Annotated in this window: 17 protein-coding genes; 2 read left to right on the top strand and 15 right to left on the bottom strand. The window is 66.0% G+C overall.

What is annotated here, in order from left to right:
• Positions 1 to 9: 9 nt before the first annotated feature.
• The 8 genes from A9W95_RS02555 to A9W95_RS02520 all read right to left on the bottom strand — a co-directional run bounded on the left by A9W95_RS02555 (position 10) and on the right by A9W95_RS02520 (position 7,426).
• A complete protein-coding gene (locus tag A9W95_RS02555) occupies positions 10 to 837 on the bottom strand; it encodes a mycofactocin-coupled SDR family oxidoreductase (protein ID WP_082982855.1) in 828 nt (275 codons plus the stop codon).
• A gap of 62 nt (positions 838 to 899) precedes the next feature.
• Positions 900 to 1,697: an SHOCT domain-containing protein gene (locus A9W95_RS02550; protein WP_067409074.1), complete on the bottom strand. Its 798-nt coding sequence runs from the start codon at positions 1,695 to 1,697 to the stop codon at positions 900 to 902.
• Between the two features lie 88 nt (positions 1,698 to 1,785).
• A complete protein-coding gene (locus A9W95_RS02545) occupies positions 1,786 to 1,977 on the bottom strand; it encodes a hypothetical protein (protein WP_067409073.1) in 192 nt (63 codons plus the stop codon).
• 175 nt (positions 1,978 to 2,152) lie between these two features.
• A complete protein-coding gene (gene tuf, locus A9W95_RS02540; protein ID WP_067409072.1) occupies positions 2,153 to 3,343 on the bottom strand; it encodes an elongation factor Tu in 1,191 nt (396 codons plus the stop codon).
• Positions 3,344 to 3,502: 159 nt separating this feature from the next.
• Positions 3,503 to 5,608, bottom strand: a complete 2,106-nt coding sequence (gene fusA, locus A9W95_RS02535; RefSeq protein WP_067409071.1) for an elongation factor G — start codon at positions 5,606 to 5,608, stop codon at positions 3,503 to 3,505.
• Between the two features lie 73 nt (positions 5,609 to 5,681).
• A complete protein-coding gene (rpsG, locus tag A9W95_RS02530) occupies positions 5,682 to 6,152 on the bottom strand; it encodes a 30S ribosomal protein S7 (protein WP_066869309.1) in 471 nt (156 codons plus the stop codon).
• Positions 6,152 to 6,526, bottom strand: coding sequence for a 30S ribosomal protein S12 (gene rpsL, locus A9W95_RS02525; RefSeq protein WP_007767794.1), 375 nt, complete (start codon positions 6,524 to 6,526; stop codon positions 6,152 to 6,154). Before rpsL ends, rpsG begins: the two co-directional genes overlap by 1 nt.
• Before the next feature lie 261 nt (positions 6,527 to 6,787).
• Entirely contained in the window at positions 6,788 to 7,426 is a 639-nt protein-coding gene (locus A9W95_RS02520; protein ID WP_067409070.1) for a TetR/AcrR family transcriptional regulator, read from the bottom strand.
• 153 nt (positions 7,427 to 7,579) lie between these two features.
• Between A9W95_RS02520 and A9W95_RS02515 the strand changes: the two genes are divergently transcribed.
• Both A9W95_RS02515 and A9W95_RS02510 read left to right on the top strand, forming a co-directional pair.
• On the top strand, positions 7,580 to 7,954 hold the full coding sequence (locus A9W95_RS02515) for a DUF3060 domain-containing protein (protein WP_067409069.1): 375 nt from the start codon (positions 7,580 to 7,582) through the stop codon (positions 7,952 to 7,954).
• Positions 7,955 to 8,003: 49 nt separating this feature from the next.
• Positions 8,004 to 8,498 carry a DUF3060 domain-containing protein gene (locus A9W95_RS02510; protein WP_067409068.1) on the top strand — a complete coding sequence of 165 codons (495 nt, stop codon included), beginning with the start codon at positions 8,004 to 8,006 and terminating at the stop codon, positions 8,496 to 8,498.
• A gap of 3 nt (positions 8,499 to 8,501) precedes the next feature.
• On the opposite strand, the gene A9W95_RS02505 is transcribed toward A9W95_RS02510, so the two are convergent.
• The 7 genes from A9W95_RS02505 to A9W95_RS02475 all read right to left on the bottom strand — a co-directional run.
• Complete coding sequence (locus tag A9W95_RS02505) at positions 8,502 to 9,275, bottom strand: crotonase/enoyl-CoA hydratase family protein (protein WP_067409067.1); 774 nt, start codon at positions 9,273 to 9,275, stop codon at positions 8,502 to 8,504.
• Positions 9,272 to 9,994 carry a PaaX family transcriptional regulator C-terminal domain-containing protein gene (locus A9W95_RS02500; RefSeq protein WP_067409066.1) on the bottom strand — a complete coding sequence of 241 codons (723 nt, stop codon included), beginning with the start codon at positions 9,992 to 9,994 and terminating at the stop codon, positions 9,272 to 9,274. The genes A9W95_RS02505 and A9W95_RS02500 overlap by 4 nt, the downstream gene beginning before the upstream one ends.
• A 3-nt stretch (positions 9,995 to 9,997) precedes the next feature.
• The gene (locus tag A9W95_RS02495) at positions 9,998 to 10,936 is read right to left on the bottom strand and encodes a crotonase/enoyl-CoA hydratase family protein (RefSeq protein ID WP_067409065.1); all 939 of its coding nucleotides are present in this window, start codon (positions 10,934 to 10,936) and stop codon (positions 9,998 to 10,000) included.
• A gap of 8 nt (positions 10,937 to 10,944) precedes the next feature.
• Entirely contained in the window at positions 10,945 to 12,573 is a 1,629-nt protein-coding gene (locus A9W95_RS02490) for an acyl-CoA dehydrogenase family protein (protein ID WP_067409064.1), read from the bottom strand.
• Between the two features lie 58 nt (positions 12,574 to 12,631).
• Positions 12,632 to 13,468 (bottom strand): PHB depolymerase family esterase, encoded by an 837-nt coding sequence (locus A9W95_RS02485; RefSeq protein ID WP_067409063.1) that lies wholly within the window; start codon positions 13,466 to 13,468, stop codon positions 12,632 to 12,634.
• A 38-nt stretch (positions 13,469 to 13,506) separates the two neighbouring features.
• On the bottom strand, positions 13,507 to 14,262 hold the full coding sequence (locus A9W95_RS02480; protein ID WP_067409062.1) for a deoxyribonuclease IV: 756 nt from the start codon (positions 14,260 to 14,262) through the stop codon (positions 13,507 to 13,509).
• Between the two features lie 164 nt (positions 14,263 to 14,426).
• A partial coding sequence (locus A9W95_RS02475) for a DNA-directed RNA polymerase subunit beta' (RefSeq protein WP_067409061.1) occupies positions 14,427 to 18,251 on the bottom strand: 3,825 nt, incomplete at its 5' end.

Below are 18,251 nucleotides of genomic sequence, written 5' to 3'. Positions count from 1 at the left end.
GATCGCCGGTTAGTACTTCAAGGCGCCCTTGTCGACCGGAACCTGGGTGCCCGACAGTGTGCCCGAGCCGTCACCGGCCAACCACACCACCACCTCGGCGACCTCTTCTGGCGTCATAAAGCCTTTGGGCTGCACCGGCATTGGCGGGAAGCTGTGGATGAAGGCGGGATGCTTGGCAAAGATCTCCATCATCGCCTCGGGCTCGATCATCGGCGTCTCGACCGAGTAGGGATGAATCGAGTTGACCCGGATGCCGTATTCGCCGAGTTCGATCGCCAAGGTGTTGGTCAAGGCGGTGAGGCCGTGCTTGCTGGCCGAGTAGTGGCCGTTGCCGGGGGTGGCTTTCAAACCGGCCGACGAGCTGACGACCACGATGGAGCCGCCGTTGCCCGCCTCGATCATCGCCGGCACCGCCGCCCGCAGCGTGCGCCAGGTACCGGTGAGGTTGACCCCGATGACGGTGTCCCACTGCTCGTCGGTCAACTCCCACAGCCGTCCCCAGCCCAGCACGCCGGCGTTGGCGACGACGATGTCGAGCCGGCCGAATTGCTCGATGCCATCGGCTACCAGTTGGCGCAGGGCCGGGTCGTCGCGGACGTCGACCTCGCGGGCGAGGACCTTGCGGCCCGTGCCCTCGACGGCGCGCACGGTTTCGTTGAGGTCCTCCACGGTGGCTGGGGTGTAGGTCACCGAGTCCGACACCGGCGCGCAGATGTCGAGCGCGATGATGTCGGCGTCTTCGGCGGCCAGCCGTACCGCATGCGCGCGGCCTTGACCGCGGGCGGCGCCGGTGACCAGGGCCACCCGTCCTTGCAGTGATCCAGCCTGTGCAGTCACCCGCTCAGGCTAGCAGCGGAATTGAAACGTGTTCTAACTCGGTTTCCCGGTGCCCGCGAGGGTCAGATCTCGGAGATGATCTGGGCTCGCCTGCTGGCGTATTCGTCGGCGTTGACGACACCGCTGGCGCGCAGGGACTCCAGCTCTTGCAGCCGGTCGGCGATCGAGGCCTGCGGGGCCGCGGCGACGGGTCCGGCCTGCTGTTGAGCGGCTCGGCGCACCACCGCCTGGATCTGCTCACGCAGCGCCGGGTTGGATCGGATGTCGACCATGCGGTTCAGCGGGATGTTGTTCGCCTTGAGGATCCGCAGGATTTCCATCAAGGGTTCGGCCTGGCCGCTCAGGTCGTAGGTGCGGTTGTCCTCGGCGACGGTGAACTGCGCCGGCACCAATCCGTTGACCAGCGCGCTGCGCTCCCAGTCGATGCGGTACTGCTGGGTTGCCGGGTCGACCAGGACTACCACCTTGCGCGCCGTCAGGTTGCCCAGCCGAGTCACGCTGGCGATCACCCGGTCCTCGCTGTCGAAAGGGGTGATGCCGGGTCCGGAGATGTGCAGTTGCAGTTTGATCAGCGGCTGGTCGTTGATGCGGGTGCTCGTCTCGGTCAGCCCGGTGATCTGCGCCAGGGCCAGCACGCCGCTGCGCTCCAGCGCTTCATTCTTCGCGCTCGTCTTCAAGCCCCAGTTGGTCAAGGCCAGCGCGACCAGAACGTCGATCACGGTGATGGCCAGTCCGGTGTAGAACATCCACGCCATCATGTCGCCCAACCCGAGGGTGAAGTACACGACCAGGAAGATGGGCCCGACCAGGCCGCCGCACAACAGCACCAGCAACTGCATCTTGATGTAGCGCGCCAACATGTGTTTGCTCCTAGCTTCGCCCGATAAGTCGTATCAGAGATTAGCGACTGAGGCGCAGCTACCGATCACATAAACGCGGGCCGAGTACCTAGACCTTGGATCCGTTGGCGCCGGGCGTGCCGTAGAGAGTTCCGGGGGTGCCACCGGTGCCGACTTTGGCTTGTGGGGAGTTCAAGACGGATCCCCCGTTGCCGCCGTTGCCGATCAGTTGGGCGCTGCCTCCGTTACCTCCAACGCCGTTCACTCCGGTAACCGAACCGCCGGCGATGACAAAGGACATGGCGAAACTCCCGGCGGTTTGCTGACGCTGCAGTGCGTTCGCTTATTAGACAGTTGCCGATAGTGACTCGCAGCCGGTCGAACGCTTACAAGATTCAACGGAATGCCGAAAAGCCCCAGGCCCGGATCGCCGCCACGGCGATCCGGGCCTGGGGTAATGCTGAGTCCGGCGAGACCTACTTGATGATCTTGGTGACCCGACCGGCGCCGACGGTGCGGCCACCCTCGCGGATCGCGAAGCGCAGACCCTCGTCCATGGCGACGGGCTGGATCAGCTTCACCGCGATGTTGGTGTTGTCACCGGGCATCACCATTTCGGTGCCCTCCGGCAGCGTCACCACACCGGTCACGTCGGTGGTGCGGAAGTAGAACTGCGGACGGTAGTTGTTGAAGAACGGCGTGTGCCGACCGCCCTCGTCCTTGGACAGGATGTAGACCTGACCCTCGAACTCGGTGTGCGGGGTGGTGGTGCCGGGCTTGGTCACAACCTGACCGCGCTCGACGTCCTCCCGCTTGATACCACGCAGCAGCAGACCGACGTTGTCACCGGCCTGACCCTGGTCGAGCAGCTTGCGGAACATTTCCACACCGGTGACGGTGGTCTTGGTGCTGGTCGGCTTGATGCCGACGATCTCGACCTCTTCGTTGACGTTGATCACGCCGCGCTCCACCCGGCCGGTCACCACGGTGCCACGACCGGTGATGGTGAAGACGTCCTCGACGGGCATCAGGAACGGCTTGTCGGTGTCGCGGACCGGGTCCGGGATCGACTCGTCGACCGCGTCCATCAGCTGCTCGACGGACTCGACCCACTTGGCGTCGCCCTCGAGCGCCTTGAGCGCGGATACCCGCACCACCGGAGCCTCCTCGTCGAACTCCTGGGCGGCCAGCAACTCGCGGACCTCCAGCTCGACGAGCTCGAGCAGCTCCTCGTCGTCGACCGCGTCGGACTTGTTCAGCGCCACCAGGATGTAGGGCACACCGACCTGACGGGCGAGCAGCACGTGCTCGCGCGTCTGCGGCATGGGGCCGTCGGTGGCGGCGACCACCAGGATCGCGCCGTCCATCTGGGCGGCGCCGGTGATCATGTTCTTGATGTAGTCGGCGTGGCCGGGGGCGTCGACGTGCGCGTAGTGACGCTTCTCGGTCTGGTACTCGACGTGCGCGATGTTGATCGTGATACCGCGCTGACGCTCCTCGGGAGCGTTGTCGATCTGGTCGAACGCCTTCGACTCGTTCAAGTCCGGGTACTTGTCGTGCAGCACCTTGGTGATCGCCGCGGTCAGGGTGGTCTTGCCGTGGTCAACGTGACCGATGGTCCCGATGTTGACGTGGGGCTTGGTCCGCTGGAACTTCGCCTTCGCCACTTTGTTGTCCTCCTGGACTGTTGGTGCTTAAAAAAGCAGTGTTGATTTTTCTGGTTTTGCCGCGGTGTAGACCGGGCCAGCTTACTCGTCGGCGTTCGGGCTATTCCCCGGTCGCCTTCGCGCTGCCTATGGCTCGACTCCGCGCTCGTGAGTTGACACTCACTCGCCCGTCGCCTTCGCGATGATTTCCTTCGACACGTTCGCCGGCACTTCGGCGTAGGAGTCGAACACCATCGAGTAGTTCGCCCGGCCTTGAGTCTTGGACCGCAGGTCGCCGACGTAGCCGAACATCTCCGACAGCGGCACGTGCGCCCGAACGACGCGCGCACCAGCCCTCTCCTCCATGGCCTGGATCTGGCCACGGCGGGAGTTCAGGTCGCCGATCACGTCACCCATGTAATCCTCGGGCGTGGTGACCTCGACGGCCATGATCGGTTCCAGGATGACCGGCTGCGCTTGTTGCGCAGCCTTTTTCAGCACCTGGGAACCGGCAATCTTGAACGCCATCTCCGAGGAGTCGACCTCGTGGTAGGCGCCGTCAAGCAGCGTGACCTTCAGGTTCACCAGCGGGTAGCCGGCCAGCACGCCGTACTGCATGGCGTCCTGGGCGCCGGCATCCACCGACGGGATGTACTCACGCGGGATGCGGCCACCGGTGACCTTGTTCTCGAACTCGTAGGTCGCACCGTCTTCGCCGGTGAACGGCTCGAGGTTGATGATCACCTTCGCGAACTGCCCGGAGCCACCCGTCTGCTTCTTGTGGGTGAACTCCACGTTGTTCGCGGCCCGCTTGATGGTCTCCTTGTAGGCCACCTGCGGCTTACCGACGTTGGCCTCGACCTTGAACTCGCGGCGCATGCGGTCCACCAGAATGTCGAGGTGGAGTTCGCCCATGCCGCCGATCACGGTCTGGCCGGTCTCCTGGTCCAGATGCACCTTGAAGGTCGGGTCTTCTTCGGCGAGCTTCTGGATCGACAGCGACAGCTTCTCCTGGTCGCTCTTGGTCTTGGGCTCGATGGCCACCTCGATCACCGGGTCGGGGAAGGTCATCGACTCGAGCACGATCTGGTTGTTCGGGTCGCTCAAGGTGTCACCGGTGGTGGTGTCCTTGAGCCCGATCACCGCGTAGATGTGCCCGGCGCTGGCCGTGTCGACCGGGTTCTCCTTGTTGGAGTGCATCTGGAAGAGCTTGCCCAGACGCTCCTTCTTGCCCTTGGTGGCGTTGATGACCTGGCTGCCGGAGTCGACCTTGCCCGAGTACACCCGGACATAGGTCAGCTTGCCGAAGAACGGGTGCGTGGCAACCTTGAACGCCAGCGCGGAGAACGGCTCGTCGGTCGACGGCTTACGGGTGATCTCCTCGTCCTCCTTGCCGGGCACGTGGCCGACAGCCGGCGGCACGTCCAGCGGGGAGGGCAGGTAGTCGATGACGGCGTCCAGCATGGGCTGCACGCCCTTGTTCTTGAACGCGCTGCCGCACAGCACCGGGTAGGCCTCCGAGCTGATGGTCAGCTTGCGGATCGCGGCCTTGATCTCGGCAACGGTGAGCTCTTCACCGCCGAGGTACTTGTCCAGCAGCTCCTCGTCGGTTTCGGCAACGGCTTCCAGCAGCTTGGTGCGGTACTCCTCGGCCTTCTCCTGCAGGTCCGCCGGAATATCGACCACGTCGTACTTCTCGCCCAGCTTGGCTTCGGCGCTCCACACCTTGGCCTTCATCTCGACCAGGTCGACGACGCCTTCGAACTCCGACTCCGAGCCGACGGGCAGCTGGATCGGGATGACGTTCGCACCCAACCGCTCCTCCATGGTCCGCACGGAGAAGTAGAAGTCGGCGCCGATCTTGTCCATCTTGTTGACGAAGCAGATTCGCGGAACGTCGTACTTGTCGGCCTGGCGCCACACCTGCTCGGACTGCGGTTCGACGCCTTCCTTGCCGTCGAACACCGCGACGGCGCCGTCGAGAACACGCAGCGAACGCTCCACCTCGACGGTGAAGTCGACGTGACCGGGCGTGTCGATGATGTTGATCTGGTTGTCATTCCAGAAGCAGGTGGTAGCCGCGGAGGTAATGGTGATGCCGCGTTCCTGCTCCTGCTCCATCCAGTCCATCGTGGCGGCGCCGTCGTGCACCTCACCGATCTTGTAGCTGATGCCGGTGTAGTACAGGATGCGCTCGGTCGTCGTGGTCTTGCCGGCGTCGATATGCGCCATGATGCCGATGTTGCGGACCTTCGTGAGGTCGGTCAGCACGTCCTTCTGTGCCACAGAAGTCTTCCCACTCTTTCGGTTGCTTAGTTGATTCGCTGTCGGTTACGCCCGGCGGTGTCGCCGGTGGCAATCACCAGCGATAGTGCGCAAAGGCGCGGTTGGCCTCGGCCATCTTGTGGGTGTCCTCGCGTCGCTTGACGGCGGCACCCAGGCCGTTGCTGGCGTCCAAGATCTCGTTCGCCAGCCGCTCGACCATGGTCTTCTCGCGACGTTGCTTGGAAAAGCTGACCAGCCAACGCAAGGCCAGCGTCACCGAGCGGTCCGGACGCACCTCGACCGGAACCTGGTACGTCGCACCACCCACGCGGCGACTGCGCACCTCGAGGGAGGGCTTGACGTTGTCCATGGCGCGCTTGAGAGTGATCACCGGGTCGGTGCCGGTCTTGTCACGAGCTTGTTCAAGCGCACCATATACAATGCGTTCGGCCAGCGATTTCTTCCCGTCCAGCAGAACTTTGTTGACCAGTTGGGTGACCAGCTGCGACCCGTAAACGGGGTCGTTGACCAGCGGACGCTTGGGCGCGGGTCCCTTGCGCGGCATTAGCTCTTCTCCTTCTTGGCGCCGTAACGGCTGCGAGCCTGCTTGCGGTTCTTCACGCCCTGGGTGTCGAGCGAACCGCGGATGATCTTGTACCGCACACCTGGCAGGTCCTTCACCCGGCCGCCGCGCACCAGCACCATCGAGTGCTCCTGCAGATTGTGGCCCTCGCCCGGGATGTATGCGGTGACCTCGACCTGGCTGGTCAGCTTGACGCGCGCGACCTTCCGAAGCGCCGAGTTCGGCTTCTTCGGGGTAGTGGTGTACACGCGGGTGCACACGCCACGACGCTGCGGGCTGCCCTTGAGAGCCGCGGTCTTGACCTTCGCGACCTTGTCGCGGCGACCCTTGCGGACCAGCTGCTGAATGGTTGGCATCTACCGGCTTTCTGTGTCGTTCCGTCGTATTGACGTTGTCGCTAAGTCTTCATGTACTGCGGGTTCACCCTGCCGCGTTACCCCGCGTCCGGGTGTGTCGCACGCGCCGGACACCGGGGCGACCCGATGCATAGTGGACATGCGAATTCGCCCGGCATTCACTTCCTTACGGTCAGGCGCCGTAAGCCGCCAGGCACGAGCTACCACAATACCCGCCGGCGGTCTGGCAGGTCAAAGCGGTGCGTCGGCGTCTGCGGTAGGTCACCCGCCGCCGTGGGCGGTGCGCCGATCCATGCCCGCCGCCAGGCGCAGCACCATGTCGGTGAACACCGCGTCGGTGTCGATATCGTCCATCACGCCGGTCATCTCCAGCAACACGAACCCGTGCAACGCCGACCAGAACTCCAGGGCGGCATAGAACGCGTCGTCCCCGTTCAATCCGTAAGACGACAGCACCGCGATGACCGGTCCAGCCGCGCCCCGGGTGGCCGCGGTGTACTCGGGGTCGTCGCCGCCCAACGGCATCCGGGTGAACGCCGAATACCGGCCCGGGTGATGGTGGGCATAACTGCGGTAGGCACCGGCCATGACCAACACCGCGTCGTCGCGGGCGCGGCCTTCCCCCACCCGGTTGAGCATGGTGATGATGTCGTCGATCACCCGGATCCGCACGGCGCGCCGCAGATCCTCCAAGCTGTCCACGTGGTTGTACAGCGACGGCCCCTTGGTGCCGAGCTGCGTGGCCAGCGCGTTGATGGTCAGCGAATCCCAGCCCTCGCGGTCCAGAAAGGTCAGCGCACCCTCGACGATGCTGTCGCGGCTCAGCTTGGCCGGCCGGGCGCCAGACCTGCCCCCGCGCGGACGCGTACCCGTTGCGGGTGGTTCCGGCTGAGCTGCCATGGCGTCCGTCCTTCGACTGGGTTAACTAATGACTCTAGTTGACGGCACCCATCGGGGCTGATGCGGCGCTCGGGCAATGGGGTCTGTCGTTGGGCGGGCAAAAGGACGTAATCTCAATCGAGCAAATCACCCGCCCAACGAAGGGGGGCCGCAGTGCACCGGACAACCGTCGCGGGATCGTTGGCTACCTCCGTCCTCACTGTCGCGGCCGTCCTCGCCGCGCCGCCGGCTGCGCACGCCAAAAACGGTGACACCCACATCACCGGTCAGGGTGTGGAGCAGACCATCGACTGCAACGACGCCACCCTCTTCGTCAACGGCACCAGGAACAACATCATTGCCAAGGGCAGCTGCTGGGCGGTGACGGTGATGGGCTCGTCCAACATGGTCGTCGCCGACGCCGTCGTCAACGACATCACCGCGTATGGCTACGACGAGACGGTGTTCTTCCACAATGGCGATCCGGTGATCTGGGACCGCGGTCGCGAATTGGGCATGGTGAACCGGCTGCAACGCGTGGGGCCGTGAGACAGTAGTTTCCCCAACCATCGATACCGAGCCCGAGAATCGAGGAACCATGCGAGCCAATGGCAGTGTCGACTCATCCCGGCTGGCGGCGCTTGCCTTGGCCCTGGCGGTCACGCCGGTCGCGCTCGGCCTGGCGGGCTGCAGTTCCACGGCACCTCCGCCGGGGGGCAGCACCACCGCCACGACGTCGAAGTCGACCACCACGACGACGAGCAGCGGAACCGCAGGGTCGACGACCTCGGGCAGCGAAACCACCACGGCTTCCATCGAGGTCGGCGACACCCTCAACTACGGATCGATGGGCACCACCGCAAATCTGGACTGCGCGCAGAACAAGTCGCTCAACGTGGCCGGTTCCGACAACACGCTGACGGTGACCGGCACCTGCGCCTCGGTCCGCGTCGGCGGCACCAACAACAAGATCACAATCGACAACGTCGATCAGCGGATCACCGTGGTCGGGTTCAACAACACCATCACGTACAAGAACGGTGACCCCAAGGTCGAGAACCTGGGAACGGGCAACACCGTCAACAAGGGCTGAGCGCTAGCCGCCTTGCGCCGGCGCGCCGTGCCGGCCCGCCCCGGCGGCGAATCGCCCGGCGCCCTCCAACGCCTCCCCGGCGACCCGGGAGATGCTGGCAAATTCCAGATCCATTGCCGCGGACTCCGGCAAGCCCCACTGGTGTACCGCCGAAAGGCGATCCGAGCGCAGGCATTGCTGGGGCAGCGCGGCTAATTCTGCGGCCAGTTCCTCGGCGGCTTGGCGCGCCTGTCCAGTCGGCACCACCCGGTTGGCCAAGCCGATGGACAGCGCCTCGTCGGCCTTGACGCCACGTCCGGTCAGGATCATGTCCATTGCCCGGCTATGCCCGATCAGGCGCGGCAATCGCACTGTGCCGCCGTCGATCAGCGGCACCCCCCAGCGCCGGCAGAACACGCCGAACACCGCGTCTTCTGCGGCGACCCGAAGGTCGCACCACAACGCCAATTCCAGTCCTCCGGCCACGGCGTAGCCACTCACCGCGGCGATCACCGGTTTGGACAGCATCATCCGCGACGGACCCATCGGTCCGGGACCGGTACGGTGCACCGAGTTGGCCTCCGATGTGCCGAAGGCCTTCAAATCGGCTCCGGCGCAGAAGTTTCCGCCTTCACCGCACAGCACGGCGACCGATGCGTCGGTGTCCCGGTCGAATTGCTCGAACGCCGCGTAGAGGGCCGCGGCGGTCGGACCGTTGACGGCGTTGCGGGCCTGCGGCCGGTTGATGATGACCGTGGTGACCGCACCGTTGCGCTCCACCCGCACCAGTTCGCTCATGTCGCCTCCTGCAGTTGGGTCAAGTGCCGACGTTGGGTCAGTTCGGTGGCGAAGTCAAGGTATGCCGCGCGCAACTGGGCACCCGGCCAGTGTGCGGGCAACAGTTCGGTCGGCAGCATCGGGTCGGTGAGCAAGTGCCGCACCATCGCCGCGGCCAGCACAAACCGCTCGGGAATGCTTGTCGCAGCAGCCATTTCGTCAAGCAATCGGCTCCCCGACACGGACCACTGTGGGAGATCCCACAGCTGGGCGGCCAGTCCGGCGGGGTCGTCGTCATGGGCCCGCAGCACCCGCACCCGGGTGGCGACGTCGGGTTCGAGGTCCAGGGCAAGGTTGTCCGGCCGCATCCACACGCCTTCGCGCAGCTCGCCGAACCGTTTGTGCGCCATCGCGGTTCGCCATGCGGCTCGGATCCGGGCATCGGTGCCCACGCTGGTGACGATCAGCAGGTGCCAGTGCCCGTGCCAGTCCCGGGTGCGCGGGTGCATGGCCTCGTCCTGGCGGCGCTGGCGAGCCAGCAGCCGATCCGACAGCCGGTAGCCGTCGGCGGACCGGATCAGGTCGCCGGCAGCGACCATGCGGGTCAGCGCCACCCGCAGGGTGGTCTCCTTGATGCCGAAATCGGCGGTCAGGGCGATCAACGCACTGGCGCTGGCCCACGCCGGGTGCAGGCCGAGCAGGACGCTGAGCACCACCGAGCGGGCGGTCATGTTGGGCATGAGTTACACCTGGGAAGCCTTGCGGCCGTGGTCGCCGAACGGCTCGTCGCGGTGCTTGACCGCGTCGCGGAACCCGTGCTCGACCGCGTCGGCGACGAATGCATGCCCTTCTGGAGTGTGCCGGGCGACGCCGTCGAACACCGTACTGACCATGCGGCTGGTGGCCACTCCTTGTTGCAGCAGAGCCGAATTCAGCGCCAGCTTGACCATGATCAGCTGGTTGACCGGCACCGCGGCGATGCGAGCCACCAGCCGCTCGGTGCGCTCGTCGAGGTCCTGCGGGTCTGGCGCCTCGACCGCCAAGCCCCACTCGGCGGCCTGGGCGCCGGTGATGCAGTCGCCGGTGAGCAACAACCGCTTGGCGCGCTGGTCGCCGAGCCGGTGCGCCCACAGGCCGGCCGCGGGAACTCCCCACACCCGCGTTGGCGGATAGCCGATCTTGGCGTCGGCGGCGGCGATCACCTGGTCGGCATGCAACGCGATGTCGGTGCCGCCGGCCACGCAGTAGCCGTGGATCTTCACCACCGTCGGCTTGTCGGCATGCATCAGCGACGAGAAGCCCCGCACGAAGCGGCTCATCATCTGATAGTCGATCATCGGATCCCAAGGCTGATTGGGTAAGTGGTTGACCGCCTGCGTTTTACCGTCGAGCACGGTGCCCTGATATGCCCCGGTGCCGCCGGCCGAGCCGGTCCCGTCCGCGTAGGCCGACAGGTCGAATCCGGCGCAGAATCCTTCCCCGCGACCGGAGATCAAAATGACGTGCACGTTCGGATCCAGGTCGGCGCGTTCGACCAGCGCGGAGAGCTCCAGCGGGGTGTCGGCGACGATCGCGTTGCCCTTCTCCGGCCGGTTGAAGGTGATGCGCGCTACCCGGTCGGTGACCTCGTAGGTCATGGTTTTCAGGTTGTCGAAGTCGATCGGCCTGATCGCGTGAGTCATAGTGTGGCTCAGCCCTTGACCAGGGCTCGCTCCAAGATGGGCGCCAGGTCCAGGCCGGTGGGCATGGTGCCGAACGCCCCGCCCCACTGTCCACCGAGCCGGGTCGCCAGGAACGCCTCGGCGACCGCGGGGTGCCCGTGGCGCACCAGCAGCGAACCCTGCAGCGCCAGGCAGATGTCCTCGGCGACCTTGCGGGCGCGGTACTGGATGGTCTCCAGGTCGGCCAGCTCGTCGCGCAACTGGTCGACGTGGGCATCCAGCCGGGCGTCCTGGCCGGCGCTTGCCGTCAGTTCCTTGAACAACACCTCGACAGACTCGGGCCGAGTCGCCATGGCGCGCAACGTATCCAGCGCGCTGACATTGCCCGAGCCTTCCCAGATGCCCATCAGCGGGGCCTCACGGTACAGCCGTGGCATGCCGGAGTCTTCGACATAGCCGTTGCCGCCCAAGCATTCCAGAGCCTCGGCGGCATGCGGGGTGGAGCGCTTGCACACCCAGTACTTGCTGGCCGCCAAGCCGATGCGGCGCAGCAGCGCTTCGGTCTGGTCTCCGCGCACCGCCGCGTCGGTGGCGCCGGCCATCCGCATCGCGACCATGGTGGCAGCCTCGGCCTCCACAGCCAGATCGGCCAACACATTGCGCATCAGCGGTTGGTCAATCAGATACTGGCCGAACGCTTTGCGATGCTGAGCGTGATAGATCGCCCGGGTCAGACCGGTGCGCATGCTGGTCGCGCTGCCCAGCGTGCAGTCCAGCCGGGTCAGGTTGACCATCTCGATAATGGTCGGAACGCCACGACCCTCCTCACCGACCAGCCAGGCGGTGGCGCCGTCGTACTCCACCTCACTGGAAGCGTTGGCGTGGTTGCCCAGCTTGTCTTTGAGGCGCTGCAACAACATCCGGTTGCGGGTGCCGTCGGGAAGCACCCGCGGCAGCAGGAAACAGGACAGACCGCTGGGCGCCTGGGCGAGCACCAGGAAGATGTCGCACATCGGCGCCGAGGTGAACCACTTGTGGCCGGTCAAGCTGTAGGTGCCGTCGGCATTGCGCGTGGCCTGGGTGGTGCCCGCGCGCACGTCGGAGCCGCCCTGCTTCTCGGTCATCGACATACCGGCGGTGATACCGGCTTTGGTGGTGGCCAGCTTGAGTTCCGGGTCGTACTCGCGACTGGTCAGCAACGGCTCATAGACCGCAGCCAACTCCGGGTTGAACCGCAGCGCCGGGACCACGGCGTAGGTCATCGAGATCGGGCAGACATGGCCGGGCTCGCAATTCCATGCCGACATCTTGGCCGCGCGCACCACGTGGGCACCGGGCCGGTCGTCGGCCCACGGCGCGGCGTGCAAACCGTGAGTGATCGCCGCGCGCATCAATTCGTGATAGGCCGGGTCGAACTCGACTTCGTCGACGCGGTGGCCGTACGCGTCGTGGGTGTGCAACACGGGCCGGTGCCGGTCGGCCAACTCGCTCCAGCGTTGCGCGCGCGTGGAACCGGACAGCGCGCCGACCTCGGTGACTTCATCCAGGCCCCACTGGCCGCCCTCGCGGATGAGCGCCTCGACCAAGACCGGAGACGACGCGGGGTTGTGATTTTCGAGCGGTGGAACCTGGTTGGTGACGACATGGGTGTCTGGCATGGCACTCATATTACAATTTTTCGACAACTGCGCAAGACATGTAACGCTGGGCTTCGGCTCAGCCGGGATGCTGGGCGAAGAACTGCCACAACATCTCGGTGGCCATCGACGGCCACTCGTGACCGCCGTCGCCGACGGTGACCAGGACGACGCTGCGGCGCTGGGCGCAGTCTGCTGCCGATGTCGTGATGGAGCCACTGGCGCTGGCCGAGGGCGCGGTGCAGTGATCGACGTTGCGCCAGAAGGCATTCAGCTGCTCAACCGGGGGCCCGTTGATGCGGGCGACGCCGGTCCCGGACCCGCCGGAATACGGCACCATCGGATCCCCGGTGCCGTGGATGTGCATGACCGACGTCGGACGCGGGGTACGGCATGGGTCGAGCTGGGTTCCCGAGACAGGGCCGATGGCGGCGAACAGGGCGGTGTGGCACGCCATGGTGTAGGCCATGATGGCGCCGTTGCTCATGCCGGTGGCATAAATCCTGGCTGGGTCGATGCGAACGTTCTTTTCCACGTCGGCGACGGCTGCGCTGATGAACGCGATGTCGTCGACGCCGTCGCGGGCCGAGCGCCCGCAACAGCCGCCGCCGTTGGTGTTCCAGGCCCGGTGAAGGCCGTCCGGATAGGCGACGACGAATTTCTCGGCGTCGGCCACATCGTCCCAGTCATAGCTGTTTTCGGCCTGCCTCGCGCTGCCGAATCCGCCGTGCAGCATGACGACCAACGGAGCCGTCGCGGGCAGGCCTTCGGGTTGATAGAGGCGGTAGGTGCGCTCTGCTCCCCCGACTTTGATGGTGTGCATGCTGGTGCCCGGCGCGAAGCCAACCGGCGGCGGGTGCGCACATCCGGCCGCAAGGAGCACCACACCGAGCAAGACGGCGGCGCGATGGCGCATGGGTCAACCGTAGGTGTCGGACCGGTCCGGTGCGATCCTCAGTCGCCGACGTTTTCGCGCAGGAAGGCGATGTCGTCTTTGCGGCCCTCGTCGGACGTTTCGCAGATGACCGGTGCGTCGGCGGCCTTGACGACGGCGACCAACAACTCGGGGTCGATCTTGCCGGCGCCGAAGTTGGCGTGCCGGTCGGCCCCGGAGCCCGCCGCATCCCGAGAGTCGTTGCAGTGCACCAGGTCGATGCGTCCGGTCAGGGCCTTGATGCGGTCGACGGCGTCGATCAGCGCTTCACCGGCGGCCCAGGCGTGGCAGGTGTCCAGGCAGAAGCCGATGCCGGTGTCGCCGATGTGATCCCACAGCCGGCCGATGGTGTCGAAGTGCCGGGCCATCGCGTGGTCGCCGCCCGCGGTGTTCTCCAGGTACACCTGCACATCGGTCTTCAGGTATTTCAGCGCCTTGACCCAGCGCTCGAAGCCGGCCTCCATGTCGTCGTCGTCGGCATGGCCGCCGTGCACGATCACGGCCGTGGCGTTGATCTCGGCGGCGGCGTCGCAGGTGTCCTGCAGGATCTTGCGGGACGGGATGCGGATGCGGTTGTTCGCCGACGCGACGTTGATCAGGTATGGCGCGTGCACGTAGAGCGGCATGCTGGACGCCTTGAGCGTCTCGGCGTCCTCACGTGGTTTGGGCTTCTTCCAGCTTTGCGGGTTGCCGAGGAAGAACTGCACCGCGTCGGCACCGTCGGCGGCAGCGGCGGCCAGCGGGTCGTCGGAGTGGACATGAGAACCGATGAGCACGTCGGCCAGTCTAGTGAGCCCCGCCGACTGTGCGGCTGGCCGCACGCTCGACGACGACTGTGCGGCTGGCCGCACGCTCGGCGCGGGGGAAGGACAGCGCAACGAAAAAGCCCCGGGGGAAACCCGGGGCTTTTTCTCGTGCGCCGATCTAGTAGCGGGGACTACTAGCGGTAGTCGCTGTACCCGTAGTCGTCCAACGGAACCGCGGCACCGGTGGCCTGACCAAAGTCCGGGCTGTAGTACTGATCCTCGTAGGACGGGATCGTGTACGCCGCGGCCCGAGCCTCCTCGGTCGGCTGCACCTGGATGTTGCGGTACCGGTTGATGCCGGTACCGGCCGGGATCAGCTTCCCGATGATCACGTTCTCCTTCAGACCGTTGAGCTTGTCGCTGCGGCAGTTGATCGCCGCATCGGTCAGCACTCGCGTGGTCTCCTGGAACGACGCCGCGGACAGCCACGAGTCGGTGGCCAGCGACGCCTTGGTGATACCCATCAGCACCGGGCGACCGGCGGCGGGCTCGCCACCCTCGGCCACCACCCGACGGTTCTCCGCCTCGAACTCCGCACGGTCGATCAGCGAGCCGGGCAGGAACTCCGTCGAGCCCGAGTCGATGATGGTGACGCGGCGCAGCATCTGGCGAACGATCACCTCGATGTGCTTGTCGTGGATGGACACACCCTGGGCGCGGTAGACCTCCTGGACCTCGCGGACCAGGTGGATCTGCACCTCACGCGGGCCCTGCACACGCAGCACCTCGTGCGGGTCGGCCGAGCCTTCCATCAGCTGCTGGCCCACCTCGACGTGGTCACCGTCGGACAGCACCCGCTCGGAGCCGTCCTCGTGCTTGAACACCCGCAGCCGCTGCCGCTTGGACAGCTTGTCGTAGACCACTTCCTCGCCACCGTCGTCGGGGACGATGGTGATCTTGTAGAAGCGCTCGCCGTCCTCGAGGCGCACCCGGCCGGTGACGTCGGCGATGGGCGCCTTGCCGCGCGGCACGCGGGCCTCGAACAGCTCCTGGACACGCGGCAGACCGCCGGTGATGTCCTCACCCACACCACCCTGGTGGAAGGTACGCATGGTCAGCTGCGTGCCGGGCTCACCGATGGACTGGGCCGCGACGATACCGACCGCCTCACCGATGTCGACCAGCTTGCCGGTGGCCATGGACCGCCCGTAGCAGGTGGCGCACACGCCGGTGCCGGTGGTGCAGGTCAGCACCGAACGCACCTTGACCGACGTGATGCCGGCCGCCAGCAGGGCGTCGATCTCCGGGTCACCCAGGTCCTCACCGCGTGCGACGACGACGTTGCCCGCTTCGTCGACCGCGTCGGTGCCCAGGGTCCGTGCGTACGCCGAGGTTTCGATGTACGGGTCACGGATCAGGCTGCCGTCGGGTCCACGCTCGGCCAGCTCGACGATGATGCCGCGCTCGGTCTGGCAGTCGTGCTCGCGGACGATGACGTCCTGGCTCACGTCCACCAGACGACGGGTCAGGTAACCCGAGTCAGCGGTACGCAACGCAGTGTCCGCCAAGCCCTTTCGTGCGCCGTGGGTGTTGATGAAGTACTCCAACACCGTCAGGCCCTCACGGAACGAGGACTTGACCGGGCGCGGGATGAACTCACCCTTCGGGTTGGTCACCAGGCCCTTCATGCCGGCCAGCGTCCGGGTCTGGGTGAAGTTACCCGTCGCACCGGAGTCGACGATCGTGATGATCGGGTTGTCGCTGGGGTAGTGCTCTCGCAGCGCCTGACCGACCTCGTCGGTGGCTTCCTTCCAGATCTCCACCAGCGCCTCGTTGCGCTCGTCGTGGTTCAAAGCACCACGCTGGAACTGCTTTTCGACCTTCTCCGCCCGCTCCTCGTAGTGGTCGAGGATCTCTTTCTTCCGCGGCGGCACCAACACGTCGGCCATGGACACCGTCACACCGCTGCGGGTCGCCCAGTAGAAACCGGCGTCCTTGAGCTTGTCGACGGTCTGCGCCACCACGATCATCGGGTAACGCTCGGCCAGGTCGTTGATGATCGAGGCCTGCACCTTCTTGTGCATCTGCTTGTTCACGAACGGGTACGCCAGCGGCAGCAGCTCGTTGAACAGCACCCGGCCCAGCGTCGTCTCGGCCATCCAGGCGTCGCCTGGCTGCCAGCCGCCCGCGCCGAACAGTTCGGCCTCGATGTCGGCCGGCGGACGCAGCTGCGTCAACCGCACCTTGATCTTGGCGCGCACCGACAGCACACCCCGGTCGGCGGCCATGATGGCCTCGGCCGGCGAGGAGTACACGCCGACCTCCGGGCTGTCCTGACCGGCCGGCTGGTATTCGCCCTTGTCGCCGGGGACCTCGGTGGTCAAGAAGTACAGCCCGGTCACCATGTCCAGACGCGGCATGGCCAACGGGCGGCCAGAGGCGGGCGACAGGATGTTGTTGCTCGACAGCATCAGGATGCGGGCCTCGGCCTGGGCCTCCGCGCTCAGCGGCAGGTGCACGGCCATCTGGTCACCGTCGAAGTCGGCGTTGAACGCCTCACACACCAACGGGTGCAGCTGAATCGCCTTGCCTTCCACCAGCATCGGCTCGAAGGCCTGGATGCCCAGCCGGTGCAGGGTGGGGGCGCGGTTCAGCAGCACCGGGTGCTCGGCGATGACTTCTTCGAGGACGTCCCACACCTGGGGCCGCTGCCGCTCGACCATGCGCTTGGCGCTCTTGATGTTCTGCGCGTGGTTCAGGTCGACCAGTCGCTTCATCACGAACGGCTTGAACAGCTCGAGTGCCATCAGCTTGGGCAGACCGCACTGGTGCAGCTTGAGCTGCGGGCCGACCACGATGACCGAACGGCCCGAGTAGTCGACACGCTTACCGAGCAGGTTCTGGCGGAACCGGCCCTGCTTACCCTTCAGCAGGTCGGAAAGCGACTTCAGCGGACGGTTGCCCGGCCCGGTGACCGGGCGGCCGCGCCGGCCGTTGTCGAACAGCGCGTCCACGGACTCCTGCAACATCCGCTTCTCGTTGTTGACGATGATCTCGGGCGCGCCGAGGTCGATCAGCCTCTTGAGCCGGTTGTTGCGGTTGATCACGCGGCGGTACAGGTCGTTGAGGTCGGAGGTGGCGAAGCGGCCACCGTCGAGTTGCACCATCGGGCGCAGCTCCGGCGGGATCACCGGAACCGCGTCGAGCACCATGCCCATCGGAGAGTTGCCGGACTGCTGGAACGCCGCGACCACCTTGAGCCGCTTGAGGGCACGAAGCTTCTTCTGCCCCTTGCCGTTCCGGATCACCTCACGCAGCGAGTCGGCCTCGGCGTCGATGTCGAAGTTCTCGATCAGCTTCTGGATCGACTCCGCGCCCATGGCGCCGGTGAAGTACTCGCCGTAGCGGTCCTGCAGCTCGCGGTAGAGGTTCTCATCGACGATGAGCTGCTTGGGCGCCAGCTTGGTGAAGGTGCTCCAGATGTCCTCGAGCCGGTCCAGCTCGCGCTGGGCCCGGTCACGCAGCTGACGCATTTCGCGCTCGCCGCCGTCGCGGACCTTGCGGCGGGCGTCGGCTTTGGCGCCTTCGGCCTCCAGCTCGGCCAGGTCGGCTTCGAGCTTCTGGGCCCGGGCCTCCAGGTCGGCGTCGCGTTGGTCCTCAACGGCCTTGCGCTCCACCACCATTTCGGCCTCGAGCGTGGACAGCTCGTTGTGCCGCATCTCCTCGTCGACCGAGGTGATGACGTACGCGGCGAAGTAGATGATCTTCTCGAGATCCTTCGGCGCCAGGTCCAGCAGATAGCCGAGCCGCGACGGCACACCCTTGAAGTACCAGATGTGCGTGACGGGCGCGGCCAGCTCGATGTGGCCCATCCGCTCGCGGCGCACCTTGGCGCGGGTCACCTCGACGCCGCAGCGCTCACAGATGATGCCCTTGAAGCGCACGCGCTTGTACTTGCCGCAGTAGCACTCCCAGTCGCGAGTCGGTCCGAAGATCTTCTCGCAGAACAGGCCGTCCTT

Origin of the sequence: Mycobacterium sp. 1423905.2, from assembly GCF_001673155.1 — a bacterium.
In the GTDB taxonomy this organism is placed as follows: domain Bacteria; phylum Actinomycetota; class Actinomycetes; order Mycobacteriales; family Mycobacteriaceae; genus Mycobacterium.
Note: the sequence above shows the minus strand (reverse complement) of the source record. Positions and strands in the feature narration are given on the sequence as shown.

Coding starts and splice junctions, on each gene's coding strand:
- A9W95_RS02550 (WP_067409074.1), bottom strand. CDS start 1,697: ATGTTGGCGCGCTACATCAAGATGCAGTTGCTGGTGCTGTTGTGCGGC.
- A9W95_RS02545 (WP_067409073.1), bottom strand. CDS start 1,977: ATGTCCTTTGTCATCGCCGGCGGTTCGGTTACCGGAGTGAACGGCGTT.
- rpsG (WP_066869309.1), bottom strand. CDS start 6,152: ATGCCGCGCAAGGGACCCGCGCCCAAGCGTCCGCTGGTCAACGACCCC.
- rpsL (WP_007767794.1), bottom strand. CDS start 6,526: ATGCCAACCATTCAGCAGCTGGTCCGCAAGGGTCGCCGCGACAAGGTC.
- A9W95_RS02520 (WP_067409070.1), bottom strand. CDS start 7,426: ATGGCAGCTCAGCCGGAACCACCCGCAACGGGTACGCGTCCGCGCGGG.
- A9W95_RS02510 (WP_067409068.1), top strand. CDS start 8,004: ATGCGAGCCAATGGCAGTGTCGACTCATCCCGGCTGGCGGCGCTTGCC.
- A9W95_RS02505 (WP_067409067.1), bottom strand. CDS start 9,275: ATGAGCGAACTGGTGCGGGTGGAGCGCAACGGTGCGGTCACCACGGTC.
- A9W95_RS02500 (WP_067409066.1), bottom strand. CDS start 9,994: ATGCCCAACATGACCGCCCGCTCGGTGGTGCTCAGCGTCCTGCTCGGC.
- A9W95_RS02495 (WP_067409065.1), bottom strand. CDS start 10,936: ATGACTCACGCGATCAGGCCGATCGACTTCGACAACCTGAAAACCATG.
- A9W95_RS02490 (WP_067409064.1), bottom strand. CDS start 12,573: ATGCCAGACACCCATGTCGTCACCAACCAGGTTCCACCGCTCGAAAAT.
- A9W95_RS02485 (WP_067409063.1), bottom strand. CDS start 13,468: ATGCGCCATCGCGCCGCCGTCTTGCTCGGTGTGGTGCTCCTTGCGGCC.